Source organism: Brevundimonas olei (genome assembly GCF_037055245.1).
Taxonomy (GTDB): domain Bacteria; phylum Pseudomonadota; class Alphaproteobacteria; order Caulobacterales; family Caulobacteraceae; genus Brevundimonas; species Brevundimonas olei.
In genome coordinates, this window is the sequence record NZ_CP146369.1 from 2,483,610 (window position 1) to 2,508,016 (window position 24,407).

The following is a 24,407-nucleotide window of genomic DNA, read 5'->3' on the forward strand; positions in this document are numbered from 1 at the left end:
CCTTATTTCAAGGGGGCCGTCTGCGCCTTCAGCCAATCCAGCGCCGCCTCGTCCTTCTGCACGCCGTCGGCCAGCAGAGGCCCGACCTTGGCCAGAACCTCGGCGTGATAGGCGTCGACATAGGCCCGCTCGTCCGCCGTCAGCAGCCCCGTATCGATCAGGCGGCGGTCCAGCGGCGCCAGCGTCAGTTGCTCAAACCCATGCATCGGCCGCTCGCCGCCCGGAACCTGCTCCGGGGCCGTGACGACCTGCAGCGTCTCGATGCGGATGCCCCACTCGCCTTCGCGGTAATAGCCCGGCTCGTTCGACAGGATCATGCCGGTCAGCAGCGGCTGGTCCGTGCCCCAGCCCGCGATGCGCTGCGGCCCCTCGTGCACGCCCAGATAGGACCCGACGCCGTGGCCCGTGCCGTGATCGAAGTCGAAGCCCGCGTTCCACAGCGGCTGGCGCGCGATGGCGTCCAGCTGGCGCCCGCTGGTCCCGGCCGGGAAGCGGATCACCGCCATGGCGATGTGGCCCTTGAGGACCAGGGTGAACATCCGGCGCTGATCCGCCGTGCCTTCGCCGATGGCCATGGTGCGGGTCACGTCCGTGGTCCCGTCCAGATATTGGCCGCCGCCATCCACCAGCAGCAGCGAACCCGCTTCCATCGGCCGGATCTTGGCCCCGACCGGCTTGTAGTGCGGCAGGGCGCCGTTCGGCCCGACCCCGGCGATCGTGTCGAAGGACAGATCCTTCAGCATCCCGGTGGCTTCGCGGAAGCCCTCCAGCGCCTCGACCACCGCTCGCTCGTCCGGCAGCGTCTTCTGAGCGACCGTATCGACCCAGTGCAGGAAGCGCGTCAGGGCCGCGCCGTCGCGGATATGGGCCTGACGGCTGCCCTCGATCTCGACGGCGTTCTTCTGGGCGCGCGGCAGGGCGCAGGGGTCCATGCCGCGCACGATGGTCGCGCCCGCCGCTTCCAGCCGGTCGAAATACCAGGCCGACGACACGGCCGGATCGATCATCACCTTCTGGCCCGACAGGGCGTCCAGCGCGGCGGGCAGCGCGGCGGGCGCCTCCAGCGTCACGGCGTCGCCCAGCCAGCCGGGCAGTTCGTTCGTCACCTTGGCGGGATCGAGGAAGACGCTGGCCGTCCCGTCCGCCTTCACCACCGCCTGTCCCAGCGGCAGGGGCGTGCGGATCACGTCGCCGCCGCGAATGTTGAACAGCCAGGCCAGCGACGACGGCGCCGTCAGCACCGCGGCCTCGGCCCCGACCTCAGCGACGGCGTTGCCGATGCGAGCGCGCTTGGATGCGGCGTTCTCGCCGGAATAGCGGTCTTCGTGCGGGACCACCGACGCCTGCGGCTGGGCCGGGCGAGCGTCGCCCCAGGCCAGGTCGATCGGATTGGCCTCGACCGCCTTCAGCGTCGCCTCGGCCTTCTCGACCGCCGCGCGCAGGGTCGCCAGCGCATCCGGGCTGTGCAGGCGCGGATCATAGCCGATCACCGAGCCCGACGGCACGGCCGCCAGCCAGTCGGCCAGGGCGTTCAGCGGCTGGCGCTCGAACAGGGTCTCGTCCGTCTGGGCCTTGGCCTGCACCGTATAGCGGCCGTCGACGAAGACCGCCGCCCTGTCCTTCAGCACCACGCCCGCCCCGGCCGAGCCGGTGAAGCCGCTGACCCAGGCCAGCCGCTCATTGGCGTCGGGCAGGTATTCGTTCTGATGCTCGTCCTCGTGCGGGACCAGCAGGCCGTCGAGGCCCTGCTTCGCCATCTCGGCGCGGAGCAGAGGCAGGTGCTTGGCCCCGAAGGACGGATCGGTGGTTTCGTCGAATGTCTGGCGCATGAGGGCTCTTATACCCTTCTCCCCTTGTGGGAGAAGGTGCCCCGGAGGGGCGGATGAGGGGTTTCTCAGCGCAAAAGAGGTTGCCCGACTTCGATGTCCAGCAACCCCTCATCCGCCTCGCTTCGCGAGCCACCTTCTCCCACAAGGGGAGAAGGAAATTAGCGCCCTATTTCTTGCGCAGTTGCAGCGCGCTCCACGCATCATGATGGATCGTCTGCTCCACCACGAAGCCCAGCGGCAGGTAAGCCTCCAGCACCCGCTCCTCCTGCGTCCGCAGCAGGCCCGACAGGATCGCGACCCCGCCCGTCTTCAGCGCCGCGCCGATCTCGGGCGCCAGGAACACCAGCGGCGCCGCCAGGATGTTGGCGAACACCAGATCATAGGGCGCGTGCTGCGCAATCCGCGCATCGCTCAGACCATCGGCGAAATAGAATTCGCATTTGGCGTCGTTGATCGCCGCATTCTCATTGGCGATGCGGGCCGAGGGCTCGTCGATGTCGGTGCCGACAGCGATGGGCGAACCCGTCTTCGCCGCTGCAATCGCCAGCACGCCCGTGCCGCAGCCGACGTCCAGCACCTTCTCGAACGTCTCGGTCTTCAGCAGATTGTCGAAGGCCTCCAGACAGCCGACCGTCGTGCCGTGGTGGCCGGTGCCGAAGGCGGCGCCGGCGTCGATCTTCAGGTTGACCCGGCCCTCAGGCACCTTGCCCTGATCGTGCGCGCCGTAGACGAAGAAGCGGCCCGCCTCGACCGGCGGCAGGCCCGACAGGCTCATGGCCAGCCAGTCGGCGTCGGCCAGCTTCTCGACGATCACCTCCAGCCCCGGCGTGGCGCGCAGGATTTCGGCGATCCCCTCGGCCTCTTCATCCGTCGTGGGGAAGGCGTCGATGCGCCAGATATTGCGGTCCTCGTCCTCTTCCAGAATGGAATAGGTGGCGCCTTCCAGCAGGGGATTGGCGTCGATGGCGGCGGCGGCGGCCTCGGCGGGGGCGCGATCGCCGCGCGCGATCACCTGAACTGCGGATTCGGACATTTCTTAAACACCGTTATAATAACGAATCGCCAGTGCGGGCTTGGTTCTCACGCCCGTGTCCAACGAGGGGTCGGGGAGTTTATGGCCAAAGCACCGTCTGAAACGAAACCTGCCGCGAAAGCGGCCTCCGCCGCTTCCAAGCCGAAACCGGCGGCAAAGTCGAGCGCGACAGCGACAAAAGCTGACGCCAAGCCCAAGACCGTAAAGGCCGCCGCTGCGGCGAAGGCTCCCGCCAAGGCGGCTGCGCCCAAGGCCGCCAAGCCCGCTACGGCCAAGGCGACGACCGCCAAGACCGCCGCGACGAAGGCTCCGGCTAAGGCGACCGCCGCCAAGAAGCCAGCTGCCGCAAAGGCTCCTGCCGCCGCAAAGGCCGCCCCGGCCAAGAAGCCGGCCGCCGCCAAGACGACGACAGCCAAGGCGGCCACGGCTAAGGCCGCTGCGCCCAAGAAGGCTGCGGCGCCCAAGAAACCCGCCGCTTCCAAGGCGGCCGCTCCGGCCCCGGTCGAGACGCCGGTCGCCGCCTCCCTGGCTCCGGCGCCCGTCGCGCCCGCCGAGACCAAGCCCGCGCCGAAGCCCGAGCCGGTCGAGCCGCCCGTTCAGGCCACGGCGCCCGCCGCCGCCGCTGCGGCGGTCGAGCCGGTGAAGCCCGTCGACACGCCCGCCCCCGAAAAGAAGAAGGGCTTCTTCGCCCGTCTGTTCGGCTGGTGATCGAAGACTGATCGCAAATGCAAGGAAGGCCGGAGAGGACGCCCTCTCCGGCCTTCTTCAATTCTCGACTGTCGTACGGCCTATTCCGGCAGGTCTTCCGCCAGGATGGCCATTTCGAACATGAAGGAGCCGGCTTCGTCCTCATCTTCGAACACCACGCCGATGAACTCGTCGTCGACATAGACTTCGGCGGAGTCCGCGACCTTACGGGCCTTCACCTTGACGCCGCCGTGGTTGAAGGTGCGCTTCAGGTGCGTCTCGACGCGCTTCAGATCGGATTCTTTCACGGGGGTAGCCTCGCTTTGGCGCCGGGGGCGCATGTCGTTGGCCGCGGACCCTAGAGAAGCCGCCTCGCCTTGGGAAGCCCGCGCGTCAGGCGTCCACAGACGCGCCCTCTCAGATCACGAAGTCATAGACGATGTCGGACAGCGTATGGTCCATGGTCCGCGCGGGCGTGGCGTCGGTCGGGCAGTTGACCAGCCGCGCCGGCACCCCCGCCACGGTGCAGCCCGCCGGCACCGGCTTCAGCACCACCGAGCCGGACGCCACCTTGGCGTAGTCGCCGACCTCGATATTGCCCAGCACCTTGGCCCCGGCGCCCAGCAGGACGCCGCGGCCGATCTTCGGATGGCGGTCGCCGCGCTCGGCCCCGGTCCCGCCCAGGGTCACGGCGTGCAGCATGGACACCTCGTCGCCCACCACCGCCGTCTCGCCGATGACGATGCCCGTGCCGTGATCCAGAAAGACGCCCGAGCCGATCCGCGCCGCCGGGTGGATGTCCAGCTGGAACAGCTCCGAAATCCGGCTCTGGAAATGGAAGGCCAGGGTGTCGCGGTCCTGGGTCCACAGCCAGTGCGCCACGCGCCAGGCCTGCAACGCCTGGAACCCCTTGAAATACATGAAGGGCTGCAACAGCGACCGGATCGCCGGATCACGCTCCTGCACCGCCTTCAGGTCCGCCTCGGCGGCGGCGACGATGCCCGGATCGGCGGCGAAGGCCGACAGCGCCACCTCGCGCACCGTCATGGCGCCCAGCTCCGCATCGCCCAGCTTGCGCGCGATCTGGAAGCTCAGCGCCCCGGCGAAGTCGTCGTGCGCCAGGACCACCGCGTTCAGTTGCGACGCCAGGCGCGGCTCCTCGCGCGCGGCGTCCTCGGCGGCGGCGCGCAACTGCGCCCACAGGTCCGGTTGCTTCGGCACGACTTCCAGCTTGGCCATCAGGCTTCCTTCGACTTCAGGCGGCGATCCTACGCGCCCAGCATGGCGCGCGCCAGCGCGGCCGGCAGCTCGCCCTCCCGCGCCATATGGTAGGCGCGATAGGCCGTCGCCACCGTCAGCCCGTCGCGCACCGCGCCGCGCGTGATCTCGGCCATCAGTTCGCCAAAGGGGACGCGTGCGGACAGAAAGACCTCCGTCTCGTCCGGCGCCGTCCCGGTCGCCTCCAGCCCCCAGGCCACCCAGGTCATCGCCCGCTCGTCGGTGATGGAGTTGGACAGGTCCACGTCCAGCGCCGCGCGCCAGTGCGTCGCCGTCAGCCCCGCCTCCTCGGCCAGTTCGCGCTTCACGGCCTCGAACGGGTCTTCCCCCTCCGGCGCCCCGCCTTCGGGCATCTCCCAGGAATAGCGCATCAGGGCGAAGCGGTGCTGGCCCACCAGGCTGACCGTCCCGTCGTCATGCAGCGGCAGCACGCCCGTCCCCACGTTCCGCGGCCGCACGACCACATAGTCGGCGTCAGCCCCCGTCGGCGCGACGGCCGGGTGGCGCGTCACCCGCATCCAGGGCGTGTCGACCAGAACGCTGTCGCCCAGGCTGCGCCACGGCGGCGTGTCAGGCAGGCCCTCGGCCCAGCGAGGCTTGATGTCGCGGATCTTGGTCATGCCCCTGCTATGGCGCAGCGCGTCCCGAAAGCCTAGCTATCCACCATGAGCCCGTCAGACCTCCCTTCGGCCGATTTGGCCGCCCCCCTGCCCCTGCCCGTCCGTTCGGAAGAACTGCTGTCGCGCCTGGCCGTGCGCCGCTCGGCTCCGGCCCAGTCGCTGACCCTGCCCGGCCCCTCGGACGCCGAGATCGAGCAGATGCTGCTGCTGGGCGCCCGCACGCCGGACCACGGCAAGCTGTTTCCCTGGCGCTTCGTCGTGCTGGGCCCGCAAAGCCGCGCCGACCTGTCCGAGGCCCTCGCCGCCCTGGGCGAAACCCAGAACCGCACCGGCAAGGAGATCGCCTCCCTGGCCAAGCTGGCCAACCCGCCGCTGACGATTATGGTCGTCTCGACCCCGATCGAAGGCCACAAGGTCCCGGTGTGGGAGCAGCAGTTGTCGGCCGGCGCCGTCTGCATGAACCTTGAACACGCGGCGAACGCCCTGGGCTACTGCGCCAGCTGGATCACCGACTGGTATTCCTACGACCCCGCCGCCGTCGCCCTGTTCGGCGTCGAGGACGGCGAGAGCATCGCCGGCTTCATCCACGTCGGCTCCCTGTCCGAGCCCCCGCTGGAACGCCCTCGCCCCAATCTGGAGCACAAGGTGACGGCCCGGCCGTAACCCTCTTTCTTCGTCATCCTCCGGCAAGCCGCACAGCGGCGCAGACCGGGGGACCCAGCGGCGCCGAAGGCGATCTTTGCAACAGCAGCCTTCGCCCTCACGGGCGCCGCTGGGTCCCCCGGTCTCGCTACGCTCGCCGGAGGATGACGAGAGCGACGATCAGCGCCCCTCCTCCTCCGGCCGGTGCACGATCGACACCAGCACCACCGAGATGATCATCAGCAGGAACCACGCCCCCAGCTTGTTCAGGCTGACCATCTCCCATCCGCCCTCCTGCCCCGGATAGACCCAGGCCCGCGCGAACGTCCCCAGATTCTCCGCGAACCAGATGAACAGCGCCACCAGCCCATAGCCCAGCAGCAGCGGCATCGACCGCCGCGTCCGGTCGGCGGTGAAGTAGAACCATCCCCGCATAAACAGCAGCCCCGTCGCCGCGAACAGCGCCAGCCGCACGTCCGGCAGCCAGTGATGGGCGAAGAAGTTGACGTAGATCGCCGCCGCCAGCCCCCACGTCGTCCAAAGCGGCGGATAGTTCCGCACCCGGATATGGAAGATGCGCTGCACCCGCGCGATGTAGCTGCCCACCGCCGCATACATGAAGCCCGAGAACAGCGGCACGGCGCCGATCCTCAGCACCGACTCCTCCGGATAGATCCACGACCCGTGCCAGGTCTTGAACAGCTCCATGATCGTCCCGGCGACATGGAACAGGAAGATGACCCGCGCCTCCTCCCAGCTCTCCAGCCGAAAAGCCAGCATCAGCGCCTGTATCCCCAGCGCCCCCAGCACCAGAAAGTCATAGCGCGCCAGCGGCGCTTCCTCGGGCCAGAACAGAAACGTCCCCAGGATCAGCGCCAGCATCGCCCCGCCGAACAGACACGCCCACCCCTGCTTCAGCCCGAACCACAGGAACTCATAGGCGTAACGGCGAAGCCGCGAGCGGTCGGCCCACGCCTCGGCGCGGGTCATCAGGCGACGGCCCCAGACTTCGAGCGGGAGGCGGGGGGATGGGGTCATGGGCGGAGGCTTAGCGGAAACTACGAACAAGGTGAGGGCCGTCGTATTCAATCACCTCAAACCTTGTAGAAATCTATTGAAGCGTCACAGTATGATAGCGGGAGAGGCAATCAGGTGGGCTAGATGGCAATCAGTTCTTCGAGAAAACCGGCACCTAAGGGCTCCCTAAAAAGCGACAGCGTGCGCTTCGAGGCGGCAAAGCTAGAGTCACTATTCCAGGTTTTGGATGCGATCGCATGGCTAGACGCGCCTTCAAGTTCTGAGATCGCGCAGTTCGCAGGCATTGACCCACGAACCGCTGGAAAACTCCTGAAGAACGCCCTCCATCTGGAACTCGTGGGCCCTATGGCCTCCGGGTACGTTTTGCTTGTGCCATACCCATACAAAGGCCCCCAAGAACAGAAGGAGGCTGCAGTACGTGAGGCCTTGGTCCGATACCCACTCTTAGTCAGCCTACGCCAATTTCTAAGGCTGGGTGAAAAAATCGAAGCCTCCACGAGGAAAGCTGCCACCCTGGTTGGTATCAGCCCATTCGACCCGGATGCATTAGCACCGCTGCTCCGGTGGGCGCAGACTCTTGGTGCGCTTCAAGCAGATTTGCTCGCTGAGGACCTTGTGGATGCTGCTGCCTCGGGCAAGGAACAGCGGCACAAGTCTGACAAGACTAGCCGGGTCGCGTTCCTATCCCACAGTTCAGCGGACAAACCGTTCATACGACAACTCGCCGCCGACCTTTCCGCGAACGGGATTGGCGTTTGGCTCGACGAGCAACGTATTCACGTGGGGGATTCGATCCCAGAAAAGGTCGCTCAAGGCCTCGCGGATTCTGACTACTTCTTAATTGCAGTAAGTGAAAAATCCGTAGAATCCGATTGGGTAAAGAAAGAACTAAACGGAGCTCTTGTTAATGAAGTCGAGCGCCGAAAGGTTCACGTTCTACCGCTGAAGCTGGACTCCAGCAAAATGCCGATGGCAATATCCGACAAAAAATATGCTGACTTCTCTAAATCCTACAAATCTGGTCTCGCTGAACTCGTTGCAGCACTTAAGGCGAAGATAAATGACTGAGCAGGGCGATACCCACGTCAAGAGAAAAATGCCAAAGGGCGTCCGCAAAGGCGGGACGCGTTTCCCACGACAAACCCTCGGAGATTCGCTGGCCTGGGCAAAGAAGCTGGTGGCAAAAACTCACCTAGCTCCACAGCCAGAAGGAGTTGTCCTATCCGGCGTGGTTGGCAATTCCAGTTCGGTCGGCCGGGTCCGGCTATCCACCCTCAAACAATTCGGCCTCATGGAAGGAGATTCCAAAGGCTATATTGCATCTGATCTAGCCAAAAGGATCGAAGCGGCACCCACTGAAGAGCGATCAGCTCTATATCGAGCAGCAGTGTTAGCGCCTCCAGTTTTCAAAGCTTTATTCGATACGTTCCACGGAGATGAAGTCACCCATGCCAAGCTAAAGCAGCGCGCTGCAGAATTGAAAGTTCATCCAGAGGAAACTGGAAAATGCGCTGATATTTACGTTACGTCGATGGTTACGGCCGGATTGGCCACCCTTGATGGCGATAAGATTGCGCACCTGTCAGCGATAGACATGGGCACACCTCCTCCTAGCCCGTTGATTACCGAGCAGGGGGACACTGATGAACCGAAGGTCGCAAACGACGACGGCGAAGGGCCGGAAGATGAAACCCAGCCCGAAGCACCAAATCCCAAACGCGCCGTTTTCAACGTAAATGTGACTCTAGATTCTAGCCTAGACACAGAAAAGCTGGAACGACAGCTTCGGCTCCTTAAAAAATTCGGTGCCATCTAACGACGAACACGCTGTCGACAACCTAGCGCGGAGCATCGCCCCTCACCCCCGCCCGCGATACCCCGCCACGCCCTGATCCGGCAGCCACACGCCCTCCAGCGGCGCGCCCGTCTGCCAGAAGACGTCGATGGGGATGCCGCCGCGCGGATACCAATAGCCGCCGATGCGCAGCCATTTCGGTTGCAGCAGTTCGGCCAGGCGCTTGCCGATGGCGACGGTGCAGTCCTCGTGGAAGGCGCCGTGGTTGCGGAAGCTGGTCAGGTACAGCTTCAGGCTCTTGCTCTCGACCAGCCAGTCGCCGGGCACATAGTCGATGACGATATGGGCGAAGTCGGGCTGGCCCGTCACCGGGCACAGGCTGGTAAACTCCGGCGCGGTGAAGCGCGCGACATAGAGCGTGTCGGCGTGCGGATTGGGCACGCGCTCCAGCACCGCCTCTTCCGGGTTGGTCGGGGCGGCGGTCTGGACGCCGAGCTGGCTGAGGCTGTCGGTATAGTGGGTCATGCCCGCCATTTAGGCCTTCGCCCCGCCAAAGAAAACGCCGCCCCCGTCGCAATCGGCCATCCCCCTGCTTCACCCGTGCTAGACTGCGCTCCGGCCGAGGGGAGAACGGCCGTGCGGCGTCGGGGATTTCAGACGATTCAGACGAATTGGACTCTGTTTTTTCCGAGCGTTCTTCAGTCGCCTGTTTCAGGAGCATCCATGATCCTATCTGCCAGGTTTAGCTTTGCCCTGGGCGCCCTCATGATCGTTTCAGGGGGTGTCGCCCTGCCCTCAGCGACTCTAGCCCAGGACGCCGATCAAGCCTTGCCGCCCCCGCGCTGGAGCGTGCCGCCGCAGGCCTCTGTCGATGACTTCCCTGAAGCGGCCCTGCAGGCGGACGCCAGCGGAGCCGCCGTGATCGCCTGCGACGCCACGCCGGACGGCAGCCCCGTCAACTGCGAAGTCCGTTCTGAAACGCCTCCGGGCATGGGTTTCGGTCAGGCCGCCCTCGGCATCGTGCAACGCGGACGCGTGATCGCCAGCGATGACGGCGCTGACGCGGCCCCTCGCCGCTTCGCCGTTCGCGTGCCGTTCAATCTCAGCCCCGAGCCGCCTCCGACGGAAACGGCGGCGACGTTCGCCAATGTGGAAGCCCGGTGGCTGACGCCGCCTCGCCCCACAGCGTCTGATTATCCGCAAAGAGCGGTCGATCGCGGCCTCTCGGGCGGCGCCGCCGTTCGTTGTGAAGTGGCGCTGTCAGGCAAGCCGACCAACTGCGCCGTTGTCGCCGAGGTTCCTCCCGGCAGCGGGTTCGGAGAAGCGGCCGTCAAAATCGTCCGTCGGGGACGGCTGAACCCCGCGACGATCCGGCCGGAAGAGGTCGGGTCCGCCTTCGTCGTCACCGTGCCCTTCAGCATCCACTGATGCGATTTCAGACGATTCAGACGAATTGGACTCTGTTTTTTCCTTCTCCCCCTGTGGGAGAAGGAGGGCGCCGGAGGCGCTCGGATGAGGGGTGTCGGCGCAAGTTTCGCTGTTCTGCGCCTCAACCGTGCGATCATCGGATGCGGAGGCGCTCACACCCCTCATCCGTCAGGCTTCGCCTGCCACCTTCTCCCACAAGGGAGAAGGGAGCCGAATGCATTGCCTTCCCTGACGACAGCCGGTTAGCGTAGCCAAAAGCAACTCAGGAGAGACGACCCGTGGCCATTCCCGCTTCTCTGCAGTCCGGCCTCAAGCTGCCGGTGATCGCCTCGCCCATGTTCCTGGTGTCCGGGCCGGATCTGGTGGTCGAGGCCTGCAATGCGGGCGTGATCGGGACCTTCCCCTCGCTGAACCAGCGCACGACCGAGGGCTATCGGGAGTGGCTGCACGAGATCAAGTCGCGCCTGACGCCCGACGCCGCCCCCTTCGGCGTCAACCACATCGTCCACCCGACCAACCCGCGCCTGATGGCCGACATGATGGTCTCGGTCGAGGAGAAGGTGCCGCTGATCATCACCTCGCTCGGCGCCGTGCGCGACGTTGTGGACGCGGTGCACGGTTACGGCGGCGTGGTCTTCCACGACATCGCCAATGTGCGTCATGCGCGCAAGGCGGCCGAGGCGGGCGTCGACGGCCTGATCCTGGTCGCCAACGGCGCGGGCGGGCACGCCGGCGTGGTCAACCCCTTCGCCCTGATCAATGAGGTGCGCAGCTTCTATGACGGCACCATCATCCTGGCGGGCGCCCTGTCGACCGGTCAGGACGTGGCGGCGGCGCTGATGATGGGGGCCGACTTCGCCTATATGGGCACCCGCTTCATCGCCACGACCGAAAGCGCGGCCCAGCCGCACTACAAGGAGCTGATCGTCCAGTCGGGCTCGGCGGACATCACCTACACCCCGGCGGTGTCCGGCATTCCGGCCAACTTCCTGACGCCCTCGCTGATCGAGAACCGGATCGACCCGAAGTCCCTGCCCGAGCACAAGCTGGACATGGGCGAGGAGGCCAAGGCGTGGAAGACCGTCTGGTCGGCGGGCCAGGGTTCAGGCGCCATCCACGACGTGCCGACCACGGCTCAGCTTGTCGCTCGGCTGACGGACGAGTTTTCGCAAGCCTGTGATAAATTCGACAAGAAGCGTCTCTAGGAAGCGGCCTCGAAGCTCACCCCTTTCGAGGCCGATTCATGCGCATCCTGACGACCGCCCTTCTGGCGACCGCCCCGCTCCTGATCCTGGCCTCGACGGCCCAGGCGCAGGAGATGCCCGGCCGCTGGAGCTTCAGCGCCGGCGCCGGAAGCGACAACCGCTCCAAGGACGCCTCCAAGTCGGACGGCGATCCCTTCGTCTGGGGCGCGGCGGAATGGGAGAGCGAAAGCGGCCTCTTCTACGTCAGCCCCGCCGCCGAAACGATCAAGAGCGGCGGCTCGGACCTGGAGCTGGAGCTGACCGGCGGCGTGCGTCCGCAGTGGGGCGGCTTCGATTTCGACCTGAACGTCGCGCACAAGTGGCGGGTGGACGCCGACCCCGGCTATGACGCCAACGCCTGGGAGTTCACGGCCGACATGAAGCGCTCGATCGGCCCGGCCAGCGCCCGCCTGCGGCTGCAGCACTCGCCCGACGGCGCCGGTTCGGTGGAATCTTGGACCTGGGTCGCCATGCGCGGCGGCTGGGACTTCACCGACAAGCTGAACCTCTCAGCCGAGGTCGGCCGCCGCGAGCAGGACAACAGCGTCGACTACACCGGCTACAACATCGGGGCCACCTACGCCCTCACCTCCAATCTGGAGGCCGAACTGCGCTGGCACGGCACCAACGCCAAGGTTCCGGGCGAGCAGTACGCCGACGCCCTGGTCGCCGGGATCAGCGTCTACTTCTGACCGAGGCGGACAGAGGCTTTGGCCTTTTCCGACCAATGGGCCTAAGCTTGGCGCATGACATTCCGCCCGACGACCCTCGAACGTGCGTACCAGCTGGCTGAAAGCGGCGCCTGCCGCACGGTGGGAGAGGTCAAGCAGGCCCTGAAGAGCGAGGGCTACGACCGCATTCAGGACGCCCTGTACGGCTCCACCATCACCAACGCCCTGCGCAAACTGTGCCAGGAAAACTGGTCCGCGCCGACGCAGGCCGTTGAAAGCTGACGATCTTTTCGTACGCCTTGCTTTAGCCGCCGGGACCGTTCACCCTGTGATGGTCGATCTCTCTGCGTAACGCTCTGCCTTCTGCCCCGCGCACCGAGGTCTAAGCCGATCCATACAGACCCGACAGGTCTTCAGGGACGTTCTCTGAGGCCAACTTCTAGCGGAGGTCCTGAAAATGGCTACCGGCACTGTGAAATGGTTCAACTCCACCAAGGGCTACGGCTTCATCCAGCCGGATGACGGCGGCAAGGACGTCTTCGTCCACATCTCGGCCGTGGAAGCGGCTGGCCTGCGCGGCCTGGATGAAAACCAAAAGGTTTCCTACGAAATCGAGCGCGACCGTCGCTCGGGCAAGGAATCGGCCGGTCAACTGAAGACCGAAGGCTGATTCAGCCCCCTCGCCGCCCCTGTCAGCGATGACGGGCGGCCAGGATAAGGACAGAGCGCGCAGGGGCGACCCTGCGCGCTTTTTCTATGCCCGCTCCATGACCGGCGGCGAACGCAACTGGCCGAAGTCCGCCCCGCTGGGCGACTGGAACAGGCGCAGGCCGAACTCGGGCAGGATCGCCAGCAGGTGGTCGAAGATATCGCCCTGGATCGCCTCATACTCGGCCCAGGCCACCGTGGCGGTGAAGGCGTAGATCTCCAGCGGCAGTCCCGTCTCCGTCGGCTGCAACTGACGCACCAGCAGCGTCATGTCCTGACGGATGCGCGGATGGTTCTCGAGATAGTTCTGCACATAGGCGCGGAAGGCGCCGATGTTGGTCGAGCGCCGCATATTGACCGGATCGCGCCCGGCCTCGACCAGCTTGGCGTTCCAGTCGGCCATCTCGGCGGCCTTGTCAGCCAGATAGTCGTCGATCAGGAGGAAACGCCGCATCCGGTCGCGCTCCGCCTCGGTCAGGAAACGCGCGCTGGTCTGGTCGATCAGCAGGGCGCGCTTGATGCGGCGCCCGCCGCTTTCCTGCATCCCGCGCCAATTCTTGTAGGACTCGTTGATCATCCGCCAGGTGGGGATGGTGGTGATGGTCTTGTCCCAGTTCTGCACCTTCACCGTATGCAGGGCGATGTCGATGACGTCGCCGTCGGCGTTCAACTGGGGCATCTCGATCCAGTCGCCGACGCGCAGCATGTCGTTGGAGTTCAGCTGAACCGACGCCACCAGCGACAGGATCGTGTCCTTGAACACCAGCATCAGCACAGCCGCCAGCGCGCCCAGCCCCGACAGCAGCAGCAGCGGCGAACGGTCGATCAGTGCTGCGATCACCAGGATGGTGGCGATGGCGTAGATGACGATCTTCAGAACCTGCAGATAGCCCTTGATGCTGCGCCGATGGGCGCGCGGCGAGCGAACGTAGAGGGCGTTGGCCATGTCCAGACCCGCGCCGACGCCGATGGCCACGGCCACGATCATGAAGGCCCCGGCCACGTTCTGGATCAGGGTGACGGCGCCCGTCGACAGGTGCGGCACGCCGCTTATGCCCTGATGGATGATGATGGCCGGGACGACGCGTGTGAAGCTGCGCACCACCGGCTGCAACAGGGCGTCGAGATCATGCACCGCGCGCCCGACGATGCGCAGGATCAGCCGGGTCAGGATGCGGCGGACCACAAAGTCCGCGACGAAGGCAAGAAGAACGAGGAGACAGAGCCCGATCAGCATCTCCGCTGTCGGGAACTCCGCCAGGCGATCACGCATGGCGATGAAATCAAACATGGGCCCAGCCTAGGCAGGACGGCCGGGGTTTTGAACCCCGGCGCGTCAATCGGCGTCAGCTGATGGCCTGATCCAGGTCGGCGATCAGGTCGTCGATGTCCTCGACCCCGACAGACAGGCGGATCAGGTTGTCGGTGACGCCGCCCGCCTCGCGCACCTCTTTGGGCACGCTGGCGTGGGTCATGATGGCCGGGTGGTTCACTAGGCTTTCGACGCCGCCCAGAGACTCCGCCAGGGTGAAGACCTGCACCCGCTCCAGCACCCGTTTCGTGCGCTCCAGATCGCCGTCGATCAGCAGGGTGACCATGCCGCCGAAGCGGCCGTTCATCTGACGCGCGGCCAGTTCGTGCTGCGGGTGGCTGACCAGACCCGGATAGAGCACCTTGGCGACGCCCTTTCGATCTTCCAGCCAGCGCGCCACGGCCAGGGCGTTCTCATTGTGCGCCTTCATGCGCAGGCCCAGCGTCTTCAGACCCCGATTGGCCAGGAAGGCGTCGAACGGCCCCATGACGCCGCCGATGGAGTTCTGCAGGAACTTCAGCTGGGCCGCCATCTCGGCGTCCCTGGCGACCAGCACCCCGCCGACGATGTCGGAGTGGCCGTTCAGATATTTGGTCGCCGAATGCATGACCACGTCGGCGCCCAGGGCCAGCGGCTGCTGGCTCCACGGCGTAGCGAAGGTGTTGTCGACCACCAGGATCAGCTTGTGCGCCCTGGCGATCTTCGACAGGGCCTCGATGTCGGCCAGTTTCATCAGCGGATTGGTCGGGGTCTCGACCCAAAGCATCCGCGTCTTTTCAGTGATGGCCGCCTCGACAGCCGCGAGGTCGGTCAGGTCGATGTAGCTGAAGTCCAGCCCCATCGAGCGACGGCGCACCCGCTCGAACAGCCGCCACGATCCGCCATAGAGGTCGTCGCCGGTGATGATGTGCGACCCGGCGTCCAGCAATTCCAGCGCCGTCGAGGTCGCCGCCATGCCCGAGCCGAAGCCGAAGGCCTGAACCCCGCCTTCCAGATCGGCGATGCAGGCCTCGAAGGCCTCGCGCGTCGGGTTCTTGCCGCGGGCGTATTCATAGCCCTTGTTCACGCCAGGACTTTCCTGAGCGTAGGTCGAGGTGGCGTAAATCGGCGTCATCACCGCGCCCGTCGTCGGGTCGGGCTGCTGGCCCGCATGGATGGCGCGGGTCGAGAAGCCCTGGCTGTTCTTCAGGTCTGCCATGCTCTTACCGGTTCAGGCTGAGGTGGTTGATCAGGTCCGTGCGGGTGATCAGGCCGACGAAGGTCTCGCCGTCCAGCACGATGGCCACGCGGTCGCGGTCGAAGACCGGGATCAGGGCGTCCAGCGACTCCGTCACCTGAAGCGTGTCCAGATCGCGCGTCATGGCCGAGGCGACCGGCTTGGCGAAGCGCTCCTGACGGGTGATGTCGTCGGTGTTCATGATGTGGACGATGTCGCTCTCGTCCAGGATGCCGACCAGACGGCCGTCCTGAATGACCGGCAGTTGCGACAGGCCGTCGCCGCGCATCCGCTTGAAGGCGGTGTCCAGGGTGTCTTCCGGTCCGATCACCACCACGTCGCCGGCAGCGTATTTGCGGTTGATCAGGTCCGACAGGTCGCCGTGCAGTTCACGCTCGGCCAGGCCCTGATCGGCCAGCCAGGCGTCGTTGTAGACCTTGGACAGGTATTTGGCGCCGGTGTCGCAGACGAAGGTCACGACCCGCTTCGGCTCGGTCTGCTCGCGGCACCAGCGCAGGGCCGTGGCGATCAGGGTGCCCGACGACGAGCCCGCCAGAATGCCTTCCTTCAGCAACAGCTCGCGCACCGTGGCGATCGCCTCGGCGTCGGGGATGGAATAGGCGACGTCGATCAGGTCGGGATCGGTCGTCTCGGGCATGAAGTTCTGGCCGATGCCTTCGACCGTATAGCTGCCGTCCGGTCCCGGCACGCCCTCGTTGATCAGGCCCGCCAGCGCCGAGCCGACCGGGTCGGCCAGGATGATCCTGGCCTTGGAGCCCTGTGATTTGAAATAGCGGGCGTTGCCCGTGATCGTCCCGCCCGAGCCGATCCCGGCGACGAAGGCGTCGATGTCGCCGTCCATCTGCTCGAAGATTTCCGGGCCGGTCGTCCTGAAGTGGGCCTCGGAGTTGGCGTCGTTGGCGAACTGGTTGACGAAATAGCCGCCCGGAATCTGCTGGGCCAGGCGCTCGGCCATGTCGGTGTAGTATTCCGGGTGGCCGTGCGGCACGTCCGAGCGGGTCAGGCGCACGTCGGCGCCCATGGCCCGCAGGTGCTGGATCTTCTCCTTCGACATCTTGTCGGGGATGACCAGCAGGACGTTGTAGCCCTTCTGCTTGCCGACCAGAGTCAGGGCCAGACCGGTGTTGCCCGCCGTCGCCTCGACGATGGTGCCGCCCGGCTTCAGCCAGCCCGCCTTCTCAGCGGCCTCGATCATCGACAGGGCGATGCGGTCCTTGATGGAGCCGCCCGGATTCTGGCTCTCCAGTTTCAGGAACAGGCGGCAGGGGCCGGTGTCGATCCGCGTCACCTCGACCATCGGCGTCTTGCCGATCAGGTCCAGCAGGCTCTTCGCCGGACGGCTGAGAACAGGGGCGTCGGTCATCGACATGAAGGCAGGCTCCGTTGCACGGTTTCGAATGAAGCTGGGCGTCCGCACCGTCGCGGTCAACTCATGCAAGTTTTCACCCTTTCGCCGCGAAGCGCGTTAGAAAGGGCGCAATGGTCAAGACACCGAAACGCCCCGCTGCGGGCCTGCCCGACAAAGAATCCCTGATGGCCTTCATGCGCGAGGCCGGAGAAGCCGAAAAGGCCGACATCGCCCGCGCCTTCGGCCTGAAAGGCGCCGAGCGCCGGCACTTGCGCGACATGCTGAAGGAGCTGGAGGCCGAGGGCCGCCTGGGCAAGCGCGGCCGCAAGGGCTTTTCCGAAGCCGGCGCCCTGCCCCCGGTCGGGGTGGTCGATGTGGTGGACCGCGACGCCGACGGCGAACTCTACGTCGAACTGGTCAAGAGCAGCGAGGATGCGCCGCGCGCGGTCCTGATGCCCGATCGTGAGGGTCGCGGCCCGGCGCCCGGCATGGGCGACCGCCTGTTGGTCAAGTTCAGCCGGGGCGTCAACGGCTGGGAGGCGCGCCTGGTCAAGCGGCTGGACGCCGGAACCAACCGCGTGCTGGGCGTCATCCGCAAGGGCGGGCGCGAGACGCGGGTTGAGCCGGTCGACAAGCGCTCCAAGGACGTGCTGCTGGTGCCCGCAGCCCACGCGACGGACCTGCGCGACGGCGATCTGGTGCTGGCCGCCGTCGAGAAGGGCGAGCATCGCTACGGCCCCAAGCGCGGCAAGATCCTGGAGAACATCGGCCGCGAGGACGACCCGCGCGCGGCCTCCATCATCGCCATCCACGCCCACGGCGTGCCGACCGGCTTCTCCGAGGCCGTGGAGCGCGAGGCCGAGGATCAGGCCGTCCCGACGCTGAAGGGGCGCGAAGACCTGCGCCACGTCCCCTTCATCACCATCGACCCGGCCGACGCGCGCGACCATGACGACGCCGTCTATGCCGAGCGCGACGAAGACCCGGCCAATGTGGGCGGCTGGATCGTCTGGGTCGCCATCGCCGACGTCGCCGCCTATGTGCGCCCGAACACGGCGCTGGACCGCGAGGCGCGGGCCAAGGGCAACTCGACCTACTTCCCCGACCGGGTCGAGCCGATGCTGCCCGAAGTGCTGTCCAACGGCCTGTGCAGCCTGAAGCAGGGCGAGAACCGCGCCTGCATGGCCGTGCGCATGGTCTTTGACAAGGACGGCAGGAAGACCGGGCACAAGTTCACGCGCGGCCTGATGCGCAGCCACGCCAAGCTGTCCTATGAACAGGCGCAGTCCGCCATCGACGGCCTGCTGGACGACGCCACCGGGCCGATCATGGAGGCCATCCTCTATCCGCTGTGGAACGCCTACCGCACCATGTTGAAGGGCCGCGAGCGGCGCAGCCCGCTGGCCATCGAAAGCCCCGAGCGCCGCATCATCATGTCGCCCGACGGCGGCATCGCCGGCATCGAGCCGCGCAAGTCGCTGGAGGCCCACCGCCTGATTGAAGAGATGATGATCCAGGCCAACGTCTGCGCCGCCGAGACGCTGGAGAAGACGCACACGCCGCTGATCTATCGCGTCCACGACACGCCCAGTCAGGAGAAGATCTTCAACCTAGCCGACTTCCTGCACACCATCGGCAAGCCGTGGAACAAGGGCGAGGCGCCCAACACCAAGCGCTTCAACAAGCTGCTGGAAGAGACCCGTGACACCCCGCACGCCGAGGTGGTCAACGAAGTCGTCCTGCGCACCCAGATGCAGGCCTTCTACTCGCCTGAGAACGTCGGCCACTTCGGCCTGCACCTGGACCGCTACGCCCACTTCACCTCGCCGATCCGGCGCTATTCCGACCTGATCGTCCATCGCGGGCTGATCCGGGCGCTGAAACTGGGATCGGACGGCCTGACCGACCGCGAGATCGCCGAACTGGGCGGCATCGCCGAGCACGTCACCGAGACCGAGCGCCGCTCCATGGCCGCCGAGCGCGACGCCATGGACCGCTACATCGCCGCCTTCCTTGAAGAGCACGTCGGCGCGAGCTTCAGCGGCCGGATCACCGGCGTCACCCGCTTCGGCCTGTTCATCCGGCTGGACGAGACGGGCGCTGACGGTCTGGTCCCCGTCTCAACCCTGGGCGATGAATATTTCGCCCACGACGACCGCGCCCACGCCCTGGTCGGCGAGCGCACCGGCAAGCGCTTTCCGCTGGGCCGCCGCGTCGAGGTCCGTCTGATGGAGGCCACGCCCGTCACCGGCGGTCTGGTGCTGGAAATGCTGTCCGAGCCGGACCCGCGCGATCCGAACGCCCCGGCCCCGCGCTATGGGATGCGCGGACGCGGGGGAGACGGCCCTCCCAAGCGCGGCAAGGGCCGTCCAGGCGGTCCCAAGCCCCGCAACGGCGCAAAGCCTTCCGGCGGCCTGAAGGGCGTCAGAAAGGGCAAGCGACGGTGAAAAATATCACGTCCCTTCTCCCCTCGAGGGAGAAGGTGGGCGCCGGAGGCGCTCGGATGAGGGGGCTGTATCCGCAGGCGGGACGACAGACGTTGAGGACGCAGCAAGCGTCCCCCTCATCCGTCTCGCTCCGCGAGCCACCTTCTCCCCCGATGGGGAGAAGGCAGGAGTTTTTGCGATGAACCCCCGCCCCTTTGACGCGGCCCAAGATCTGGCCGATGCGCCGCGTGTAGGCGGGGCCCAGCGCCCCAAAGACGCCGCCACCCTGATCCTGACCCGCGGCGAAAAACGTCCCGAGGTGTTGATGGGCCGCCGCGCGCCCGGCCATGTCTTCATGGCCTCGAAATGGGTGTTCCCCGGCGGCCGTATCGAACGCAGCGACTTCACCGCCGCCTCGAACGGCGCCCTGTCGCCTGACGTCGCGCGGCGGCTGGAGGCGGAGATGCCCGCCCGCCGCGCCCGCGCCCTGGCCCTGGCCGCCGTACGCGAGACCTTTGAGGAGACCGGGCTGATCCTGGGCCGCGCCGCGCCGACCGCCTCGGTCGCCGGACCGTGGCGGGAATATCGTCAGGCCGGCGCCCTGCCCGATCTGTCGGTCCTGTCCTATGTGACGCGCGCCATCACGCCCCCGGGCCGCACGCGCCGTTTCGACGCCCGCTTCTTCATGGCCCCGGTCGAGGCCCTGCGCGATCCCGACCGCATCGAAGGCTCAGGCGAACTGGACGAGATCGCCTGGATTCCGCTGGAAGAGGCGCAAGGGCTGGATCTGCCCGCCATCACCCGCTTCGTGCTGGGAGAGGTCGCCGAGCGGCTGGAGACGCCGCAGCGCCCCCTGCCCTTCGTGCACATGGTGCGCGGCCGCCACGTCATCGACCATCAGGACTGACGCGGCGGCCTCGCCGTCTTATTCGGCGACCGGCTTGGTCAGATCGAAATCGACCTGGAAATGGCGGTTCGGCCGACGCAGCTCATAGCTGAAGGTCTTTTGGGGATGGATCTCCATGGCCCAGACGTTGGTCGTCGAGACCGAGGCGTCGTTGGCGTTGAACAGGTCGATGGATTCCTGATCGACCGGGAATTCCTGACGCTCGGCCGTGCCTTCGTTCGCCGTATCGCCGCCGTACCAGTGCAGCGGGTCCGTCTTCCCGTCCGGCTGTCGGTGATCGTGCTTCAGGCGCAGGCCCGACTCGGTGCGGGTCACGACCCAGGTGCGCGAACGGTCCTCGCCGACCCAGAAGGGAATGCGAATCTCATCCGTCGAGCAGTCGCGGACGTGCATCAGCAGGCGTTTGCCGGCGAAATCCGAGTCGGCGGCCTCGGTCGTGACGACCTTGCCCTCGAATCGCTGGCCGCACAGCTCGGTCAGATTGGCGAAGAAGGCGTCCTGGGCCGTGGCGGGAGCTTCGGCCGGCGCCGCAGCCGGCGCGGCGGGCTCGGAGGAGCAGGCGGAAAGCGCCAGTCCGGCGGCGATGACAGCGGCGGACAGGGCGTGGGCGGGCTTGAAGTGGGGCGTTTTCATGGCGAAATACTACCGCTCTCGCGGCCTCGCTCAACGCGACATCGAAACCGTTGACTTTGAGCCTGTCCTGAGTATGTTCCGCGCCTCTTATTTCAAGCGGCTTTCGCCGTCGCAGAGGTAATTCCGATGGCCAAACCGGCTTCCATCAAGATCCGCCTGAACTCCACCGCCGACACCGGCTTCTTCTACGTGACCAAGAAGAACGCCCGTACGATGACCGAAAAGATGGTCGTCAAGAAGTACGACCCGGTCGTCCGCAAGCACGTCGAGTTCAAGGAAGGCAAGATCAAGTAAGGGCTCAACCCCCCGCTTGAATCTGCAAGACTCGAAACGCCCGGTCGCAGGACCGGGCGTTTTTCGTTGTCCGCCATATAAGGCCGAGGCCGTCAGGCCGCGCGCACCACCACCCGATTGCGGCCGGCCTTCTTGGCCTCATACACGCCCTCGTCGGCGCGCTTCAGCAGGGAGGCCGGCGTGTCGTCCGCGCCCCTGCTCGCCGCCACGCCGACCGAAACGGTGATGCTCAACGGCTCGCCGCCCAGGATGCGGAAGGGCGAGGCGCCGACGTCGCGACGGATTCGCTCGGCGATGCGATGGGCGTCCTCCAGCGTCGTGCCGGGCATGACCACCACGAACTCCTCGCCGCCGAACCGGCACGGCAGGTCCACGGCCCGCACATTGGTCGCCAGCCGCACCGAAAACTCGCGCAGCACCTCGTCGCCCGCGTCGTGGCCCAGGCTGTCGTTGACCGCCTTGAAGTGATCGATGTCCAGCACAAGGACAGCCACCGGATCGCCGCCGCGATTGGCGCGCGCCACCAGGGCGTCCAGCTGACCGTTCATGTAGCGTCGGTTGTGCAGGCCCGTCAGCGGGTCGGTGACCGCCATCTCCAGGCTGTGATCCAGCTTCTGGCGCAGGAAGTCGCCATAGCGTTTGCGCCGCACCTGGGTGCGCACTCTCGCGGCCAATTCCTCGGGATCGACGGGGCGGGTCAGGATGTCATGCGCGCCCAGCTCCAGCGCCTTGAGCAGACGCGCCCGGTCCTGGGTGTCCACCAAGGCCAGGATGGGCAGTCGGCGCGTCGGCTCCTTGGACCGAAGCTGGGCGATCAGCCGCAGGCCGTCGAACCGTTCGGACGTCACATTGACGATCACCAGATCGACCGGACCACGCGCCGTCTCCAGCGCCGCCTCGAGCGACGGCTCGATCATGGGGCGATGCTCCAGCGACAGCTCCTGCGCCATCACCTGAGCCTGAAGCGTATTGTCATCGACAATCAGAACACGCCCGCCCGAGCCCTTGAGCCGCGCCACGCCACCGGTGTCGACGCCGACCCGGCGACCGCTTTCCTCGCGCTCGCGCAGTTCGTCCATGACCATCTTGAGGCGAGTCAGGCTGCGGACCCGCGCCATCAGGATCACATCGTCCAGCGGCTTGGACAGGAAGTCGTCGGCGCCGGCGTCCAGCCCCTTGATGCGATCATGCCGGCCGTCCAGCGCCGTCACCAGCACCACCGGAATGTGGCGCGTCTCCGCCTCGGCCTTGATCCGACGACAGGCTTCGAAGCCGTCCATGCCCGGCATCATCACGTCCAGCAGGATCAGGTCCGGCTGTTCGGCGCCCGCCAGAGTGATGGCCGTCGCGCCGTCATGGCAGGTCAGGACATCGTAGTATTCGAGAGTCAGCTTGGCTTCGAGCAGTCGGACGTTCGCCTCGACGTCATCGACCACCAGGATCCGCGCACTCATGCCGCCCCCTGACCAAGGTGCCTGCGCACCGTCTCCAGGAAGGAGATAACCGAGATCGGCTTGGAGATGTAGGCTTCGCAGCCCCCCTGGCGAATCCGCTCCTCATCACCCTTCATGGCGAAGGCTGTAACGGCGATGACGGGGATATGGTTCAGCTCTTCGTCGTCCTTGAGCCATTTGGTGACTTCAAGGCCCGATATCTCCGGCAACTGGATATCCATCAGGATCAGGTCGGGGCGGTGTTCGCGCGCAATCGCCAGCGCCTGCAGCCCTTCGCGGGTCTGCAGCACTTCATACCCCTGGGAATCGAGCAGATCATGAAAAAGCTTCATGTTCAGCTCGTTATCCTCGACTATGAGGACCTTCTTGGACATCCGCCACCCGGCCGTTGCGCCTCTTGTTCATCCGCTTTCGCGTCGGGCTGTTACGCCTTCTTGGGTGCACTGTGGCCGCGTCAGTCTTAAGTTGACGTGAAGCTGAGGAAACGGAGTTCCTGCGTGGCCCTTACGGCCCTCTGTCGCGACTGCCTGTGGACCGGCGACCGCAAGGTCGCGCGGTGCCCATCCTGCGCCTCGCGCCGGGTGATCGTCCATGACGAACTGAGCGACCTGCACATCGCCCACCTGGACTGCGACGCCTTCTACGCCTCGGTCGAGAAGCGCGACCGACCCGAACTGCGCGACAAGCCCGTGATCGTCGGCGGCGGCAAGCGGGGCGTCGTCTCCACCGCCTGCTATGTGGCGCGGCTGTACGGCGTCGGCTCGGCCATGCCGATGTTCAAGGCGCTGAAGGCCTGCCCCGACGCGGTCGTCATCAAGCCGGACTTCAGCAAATACAGAGCCGAGAGCCGTCGTATCTTCGGCGCGCTGGAACAGCTGACGCCGCTGGTTCAGACCCTGTCGCTGGACGAGGCCTGGATCGACCTGAAGGGCACCGAGCGGCTGAACGGCGGACCGCCCGCCTTCCAACTGGCGCGTCTGCAGAAATGGATCGAGGACGAGACCGGGCTGACCGTCTCCATCGGCCTGGCGCCCAATCGCTTCCTGGCCAAGATCGCCTCCGAACTGGACAAGCCGCGCGGCTTTTCGGTCATCGGCGCGACAGAAGCGCAAGGGCTGCTGGCGCCGCGCCCCGTAACCGCCCTGCCCGGCGTCGGGCCGGTGTTCGGCCGCACCCTGCGCTCGGACGGCTTCGCCACCATCGGCGATCTGGCTGCGGCAGAGGTCAAGGACCTGATCCGGCGCTATGGCGAGACGGCCCTGCGCCTGCATGACCTCAGCCACGCCCGCGACAGCCGCCCGGTGAACCCGGACCACGACCGGCGCGGCATGAGCGCCGAGACCACCTTCAACGACGACCTGACCACGGCCGAAGCGCTGGAGGCCGAGCTGTGGCCCCTGTGCGAAAAGCTGGCGTCCAAGGCGCGCCGCGACGGCGTCGCCAGCCGCGTCGTGGTGCTGAAGTTGCGCAAGACGGACTTCAAGATCGTCACCCGCCGCGTCACCCTGGCCGAGCCGGTGCAGACGGCGCGCGCCCTGTTCGCCGCCGGTAGCGACCTGCTGAAACCCGAAATCGGCGTACCTTACAGGCTGATCGGCATCGGCATGGCCGATATCGCCGACGCCCAGGACGCCCCGGCCGGCCTGTTCGCCACGAGCGAAACCCGCGCCCTGAAGACCGAGACGGCCATCGACGCCCTGCGCGACAAGTTCGGGGCCGCCGCCGTCGTCGCCGGGCGCGCTCTGAAACGTCCCAACGAACGCCCCGGATGACGCGGCCGCCGCGCCGCGCTAAACCCCCTCAACCCTTTCACACGGAGTCGC

Annotated in this window: 26 protein-coding genes; 13 read left to right on the forward strand and 13 right to left on the reverse strand. The window is 66.3% G+C overall.

Translation table 11 applies throughout. The features are described from left to right. Positions 1-2: 2 nt before the first annotated feature. The gene (locus V8J38_RS11995) at positions 3-1,829 is read right to left on the reverse strand and encodes an aminopeptidase P family protein (protein WP_338575970.1); all 1,827 of its coding nucleotides are present in this window, start codon (positions 1,827-1,829) and stop codon (positions 3-5) included. Positions 1,830-1,995: 166 nt separating this feature from the next. Continuing rightward, a complete protein-coding gene (locus V8J38_RS12000) occupies positions 1,996-2,862 on the reverse strand; it encodes a 50S ribosomal protein L11 methyltransferase (protein ID WP_291781537.1) in 867 nt (288 codons plus the stop codon). 81 nt (positions 2,863-2,943) lie between these two features. On the opposite strand from V8J38_RS12000, the gene V8J38_RS12005 reads away from it, so the two are divergent. Further along, entirely contained in the window at positions 2,944-3,570 is a 627-nt protein-coding gene (locus V8J38_RS12005) for a hypothetical protein (protein ID WP_338575973.1), read from the forward strand. An 80-nt stretch (positions 3,571-3,650) separates the two neighbouring features. On the opposite strand, the gene V8J38_RS12010 is transcribed toward V8J38_RS12005, so the two are convergent. From V8J38_RS12010 to V8J38_RS12020, 3 genes are all read right to left on the reverse strand, one after another. Continuing rightward, the gene (locus V8J38_RS12010) at positions 3,651-3,857 is read right to left on the reverse strand and encodes a DUF3126 family protein (protein WP_291781529.1); all 207 of its coding nucleotides are present in this window, start codon (positions 3,855-3,857) and stop codon (positions 3,651-3,653) included. A gap of 109 nt (positions 3,858-3,966) precedes the next feature. Beyond that, a complete protein-coding gene (gene cysE / locus V8J38_RS12015) occupies positions 3,967-4,788 on the reverse strand; it encodes a serine O-acetyltransferase (protein WP_291781526.1) in 822 nt (273 codons plus the stop codon). Positions 4,789-4,817: 29 nt separating this feature from the next. Next, complete coding sequence (locus V8J38_RS12020) at positions 4,818-5,447, reverse strand: NUDIX hydrolase (protein ID WP_338575976.1); 630 nt, start codon at positions 5,445-5,447, stop codon at positions 4,818-4,820. A 45-nt stretch (positions 5,448-5,492) separates the two neighbouring features. On the opposite strand from V8J38_RS12020, the gene V8J38_RS12025 reads away from it, so the two are divergent. Then, positions 5,493-6,110, forward strand: a complete 618-nt coding sequence (locus tag V8J38_RS12025) for a nitroreductase (RefSeq protein ID WP_338575978.1) — start codon at positions 5,493-5,495, stop codon at positions 6,108-6,110. A 159-nt stretch (positions 6,111-6,269) separates the two neighbouring features. Here V8J38_RS12025 and V8J38_RS12030 read toward each other — a convergent pair whose 3' ends face one another. Further along, positions 6,270-7,127 carry a DUF817 domain-containing protein gene (locus V8J38_RS12030; RefSeq protein ID WP_338575979.1) on the reverse strand — a complete coding sequence of 286 codons (858 nt, stop codon included), beginning with the start codon at positions 7,125-7,127 and terminating at the stop codon, positions 6,270-6,272. A gap of 180 nt (positions 7,128-7,307) precedes the next feature. Between V8J38_RS12030 and V8J38_RS12035 the strand changes: the two genes are divergently transcribed. After that, complete coding sequence (locus tag V8J38_RS12035; RefSeq protein WP_338575980.1) at positions 7,308-8,195, forward strand: toll/interleukin-1 receptor domain-containing protein; 888 nt, start codon at positions 7,308-7,310, stop codon at positions 8,193-8,195. Further along, a complete protein-coding gene (locus tag V8J38_RS12040) occupies positions 8,188-8,943 on the forward strand; it encodes a hypothetical protein (RefSeq protein WP_338575982.1) in 756 nt (251 codons plus the stop codon). Before V8J38_RS12035 ends, V8J38_RS12040 begins: the two co-directional genes overlap by 8 nt. Before the next feature lie 42 nt (positions 8,944-8,985). On the opposite strand, the gene queF is transcribed toward V8J38_RS12040, so the two are convergent. Then, positions 8,986-9,447: a preQ(1) synthase gene (queF, locus tag V8J38_RS12045; RefSeq protein ID WP_024353990.1), complete on the reverse strand. Its 462-nt coding sequence runs from the start codon at positions 9,445-9,447 to the stop codon at positions 8,986-8,988. A gap of 240 nt (positions 9,448-9,687) precedes the next feature. Here queF and V8J38_RS12050 point away from each other — a divergent pair, with 240 nt between their 5' ends. The 5 genes from V8J38_RS12050 to V8J38_RS12070 all read left to right on the forward strand — a co-directional run bounded on the left by V8J38_RS12050 (position 9,688) and on the right by V8J38_RS12070 (position 12,935). Next, positions 9,688-10,350 carry a TonB family protein gene (locus V8J38_RS12050; protein WP_338575983.1) on the forward strand — a complete coding sequence of 221 codons (663 nt, stop codon included), beginning with the start codon at positions 9,688-9,690 and terminating at the stop codon, positions 10,348-10,350. 278 nt (positions 10,351-10,628) lie between these two features. Then, positions 10,629-11,555: a nitronate monooxygenase family protein gene (locus tag V8J38_RS12055; RefSeq protein ID WP_338575985.1), complete on the forward strand. Its 927-nt coding sequence runs from the start codon at positions 10,629-10,631 to the stop codon at positions 11,553-11,555. Between the two features lie 38 nt (positions 11,556-11,593). Beyond that, a complete protein-coding gene (locus V8J38_RS12060; RefSeq protein WP_338575986.1) occupies positions 11,594-12,286 on the forward strand; it encodes a TorF family putative porin in 693 nt (230 codons plus the stop codon). A gap of 54 nt (positions 12,287-12,340) precedes the next feature. Beyond that, complete coding sequence (locus V8J38_RS12065; RefSeq protein WP_291781507.1) at positions 12,341-12,547, forward strand: hypothetical protein; 207 nt, start codon at positions 12,341-12,343, stop codon at positions 12,545-12,547. Positions 12,548-12,722: 175 nt separating this feature from the next. Further along, positions 12,723-12,935, forward strand: coding sequence for a cold-shock protein (locus V8J38_RS12070; protein WP_003167329.1), 213 nt, complete (start codon positions 12,723-12,725; stop codon positions 12,933-12,935). A gap of 84 nt (positions 12,936-13,019) precedes the next feature. On the opposite strand, the gene V8J38_RS12075 is transcribed toward V8J38_RS12070, so the two are convergent. Genes V8J38_RS12075 through V8J38_RS12085 form a run of 3 tightly spaced genes read right to left on the reverse strand, consistent with a single transcriptional unit; the run spans position 13,020 to position 16,891 of the window. Beyond that, positions 13,020-14,264: a mechanosensitive ion channel family protein gene (locus tag V8J38_RS12075; protein WP_291781502.1), complete on the reverse strand. Its 1,245-nt coding sequence runs from the start codon at positions 14,262-14,264 to the stop codon at positions 13,020-13,022. Positions 14,265-14,319: 55 nt separating this feature from the next. Beyond that, positions 14,320-15,483, reverse strand: a complete 1,164-nt coding sequence (locus tag V8J38_RS12080) for a cystathionine gamma-synthase (protein WP_338575992.1) — start codon at positions 15,481-15,483, stop codon at positions 14,320-14,322. 4 nt (positions 15,484-15,487) lie between these two features. Beyond that, positions 15,488-16,891 (reverse strand): pyridoxal-phosphate dependent enzyme, encoded by a 1,404-nt coding sequence (locus V8J38_RS12085; protein WP_338575994.1) that lies wholly within the window; start codon positions 16,889-16,891, stop codon positions 15,488-15,490. 110 nt (positions 16,892-17,001) lie between these two features. Between V8J38_RS12085 and rnr the strand changes: the two genes are divergently transcribed. Both rnr and V8J38_RS12095 read left to right on the forward strand, forming a co-directional pair. Further along, a complete protein-coding gene (gene rnr / locus V8J38_RS12090; RefSeq protein WP_338575996.1) occupies positions 17,002-19,317 on the forward strand; it encodes a ribonuclease R in 2,316 nt (771 codons plus the stop codon). Between the two features lie 178 nt (positions 19,318-19,495). Next, entirely contained in the window at positions 19,496-20,203 is a 708-nt protein-coding gene (locus tag V8J38_RS12095; protein ID WP_338575998.1) for an NUDIX hydrolase, read from the forward strand. Positions 20,204-20,221: 18 nt separating this feature from the next. Here V8J38_RS12095 and V8J38_RS12100 read toward each other — a convergent pair whose 3' ends face one another. Beyond that, a complete protein-coding gene (locus V8J38_RS12100) occupies positions 20,222-20,836 on the reverse strand; it encodes a hypothetical protein (protein WP_338576000.1) in 615 nt (204 codons plus the stop codon). Positions 20,837-20,962: 126 nt separating this feature from the next. On the opposite strand from V8J38_RS12100, the gene rpmG reads away from it, so the two are divergent. Then, the gene (gene rpmG, locus V8J38_RS12105) at positions 20,963-21,130 is read left to right on the forward strand and encodes a 50S ribosomal protein L33 (protein ID WP_003164451.1); all 168 of its coding nucleotides are present in this window, start codon (positions 20,963-20,965) and stop codon (positions 21,128-21,130) included. Between the two features lie 92 nt (positions 21,131-21,222). Here the strand turns inward: rpmG and V8J38_RS12110 are convergent, their stop codons facing one another. Both V8J38_RS12110 and V8J38_RS12115 read right to left on the reverse strand, forming a co-directional pair. Beyond that, a complete protein-coding gene (locus tag V8J38_RS12110; protein ID WP_338576015.1) occupies positions 21,223-22,584 on the reverse strand; it encodes a PleD family two-component system response regulator in 1,362 nt (453 codons plus the stop codon). Next, positions 22,581-22,958 carry a response regulator gene (locus V8J38_RS12115; RefSeq protein WP_003164449.1) on the reverse strand — a complete coding sequence of 126 codons (378 nt, stop codon included), beginning with the start codon at positions 22,956-22,958 and terminating at the stop codon, positions 22,581-22,583. The genes V8J38_RS12110 and V8J38_RS12115 overlap by 4 nt, the downstream gene beginning before the upstream one ends. Positions 22,959-23,081: 123 nt before the next feature. Between V8J38_RS12115 and V8J38_RS12120 the strand changes: the two genes are divergently transcribed. Next, a complete protein-coding gene (locus V8J38_RS12120; protein WP_338576018.1) occupies positions 23,082-24,356 on the forward strand; it encodes a DNA polymerase IV in 1,275 nt (424 codons plus the stop codon). Positions 24,357-24,407 lie beyond the last annotated feature (51 nt).

Coding starts and splice junctions, on each gene's coding strand:
- V8J38_RS11995 (WP_338575970.1), bottom strand. CDS start 1,829: ATGCGCCAGACATTCGACGAAACCACCGATCCGTCCTTCGGGGCCAAG.
- V8J38_RS12000 (WP_291781537.1), bottom strand. CDS start 2,862: ATGTCCGAATCCGCAGTTCAGGTGATCGCGCGCGGCGATCGCGCCCCC.
- V8J38_RS12005 (WP_338575973.1), top strand. CDS start 2,944: ATGGCCAAAGCACCGTCTGAAACGAAACCTGCCGCGAAAGCGGCCTCC.
- cysE (WP_291781526.1), bottom strand. CDS start 4,788: ATGGCCAAGCTGGAAGTCGTGCCGAAGCAACCGGACCTGTGGGCGCAG.
- V8J38_RS12020 (WP_338575976.1), bottom strand. CDS start 5,447: ATGACCAAGATCCGCGACATCAAGCCTCGCTGGGCCGAGGGCCTGCCT.
- V8J38_RS12025 (WP_338575978.1), top strand. CDS start 5,493: ATGAGCCCGTCAGACCTCCCTTCGGCCGATTTGGCCGCCCCCCTGCCC.
- V8J38_RS12030 (WP_338575979.1), bottom strand. CDS start 7,127: ATGACCCCATCCCCCCGCCTCCCGCTCGAAGTCTGGGGCCGTCGCCTG.
- V8J38_RS12040 (WP_338575982.1), top strand. CDS start 8,188: ATGACTGAGCAGGGCGATACCCACGTCAAGAGAAAAATGCCAAAGGGC.
- queF (WP_024353990.1), bottom strand. CDS start 9,447: ATGACCCACTATACCGACAGCCTCAGCCAGCTCGGCGTCCAGACCGCC.
- V8J38_RS12050 (WP_338575983.1), top strand. CDS start 9,688: ATGATCGTTTCAGGGGGTGTCGCCCTGCCCTCAGCGACTCTAGCCCAG.
- V8J38_RS12060 (WP_338575986.1), top strand. CDS start 11,594: ATGCGCATCCTGACGACCGCCCTTCTGGCGACCGCCCCGCTCCTGATC.
- V8J38_RS12065 (WP_291781507.1), top strand. CDS start 12,341: ATGACATTCCGCCCGACGACCCTCGAACGTGCGTACCAGCTGGCTGAA.
- V8J38_RS12070 (WP_003167329.1), top strand. CDS start 12,723: ATGGCTACCGGCACTGTGAAATGGTTCAACTCCACCAAGGGCTACGGC.
- V8J38_RS12075 (WP_291781502.1), bottom strand. CDS start 14,264: ATGTTTGATTTCATCGCCATGCGTGATCGCCTGGCGGAGTTCCCGACA.
- V8J38_RS12080 (WP_338575992.1), bottom strand. CDS start 15,483: ATGGCAGACCTGAAGAACAGCCAGGGCTTCTCGACCCGCGCCATCCAT.
- V8J38_RS12085 (WP_338575994.1), bottom strand. CDS start 16,891: ATGTCGATGACCGACGCCCCTGTTCTCAGCCGTCCGGCGAAGAGCCTG.
- rnr (WP_338575996.1), top strand. CDS start 17,002: ATGGTCAAGACACCGAAACGCCCCGCTGCGGGCCTGCCCGACAAAGAA.
- V8J38_RS12095 (WP_338575998.1), top strand. CDS start 19,496: ATGAACCCCCGCCCCTTTGACGCGGCCCAAGATCTGGCCGATGCGCCG.
- V8J38_RS12100 (WP_338576000.1), bottom strand. CDS start 20,836: ATGAAAACGCCCCACTTCAAGCCCGCCCACGCCCTGTCCGCCGCTGTC.
- rpmG (WP_003164451.1), top strand. CDS start 20,963: ATGGCCAAACCGGCTTCCATCAAGATCCGCCTGAACTCCACCGCCGAC.
- V8J38_RS12110 (WP_338576015.1), bottom strand. CDS start 22,584: ATGAGTGCGCGGATCCTGGTGGTCGATGACGTCGAGGCGAACGTCCGA.
- V8J38_RS12115 (WP_003164449.1), bottom strand. CDS start 22,958: ATGTCCAAGAAGGTCCTCATAGTCGAGGATAACGAGCTGAACATGAAG.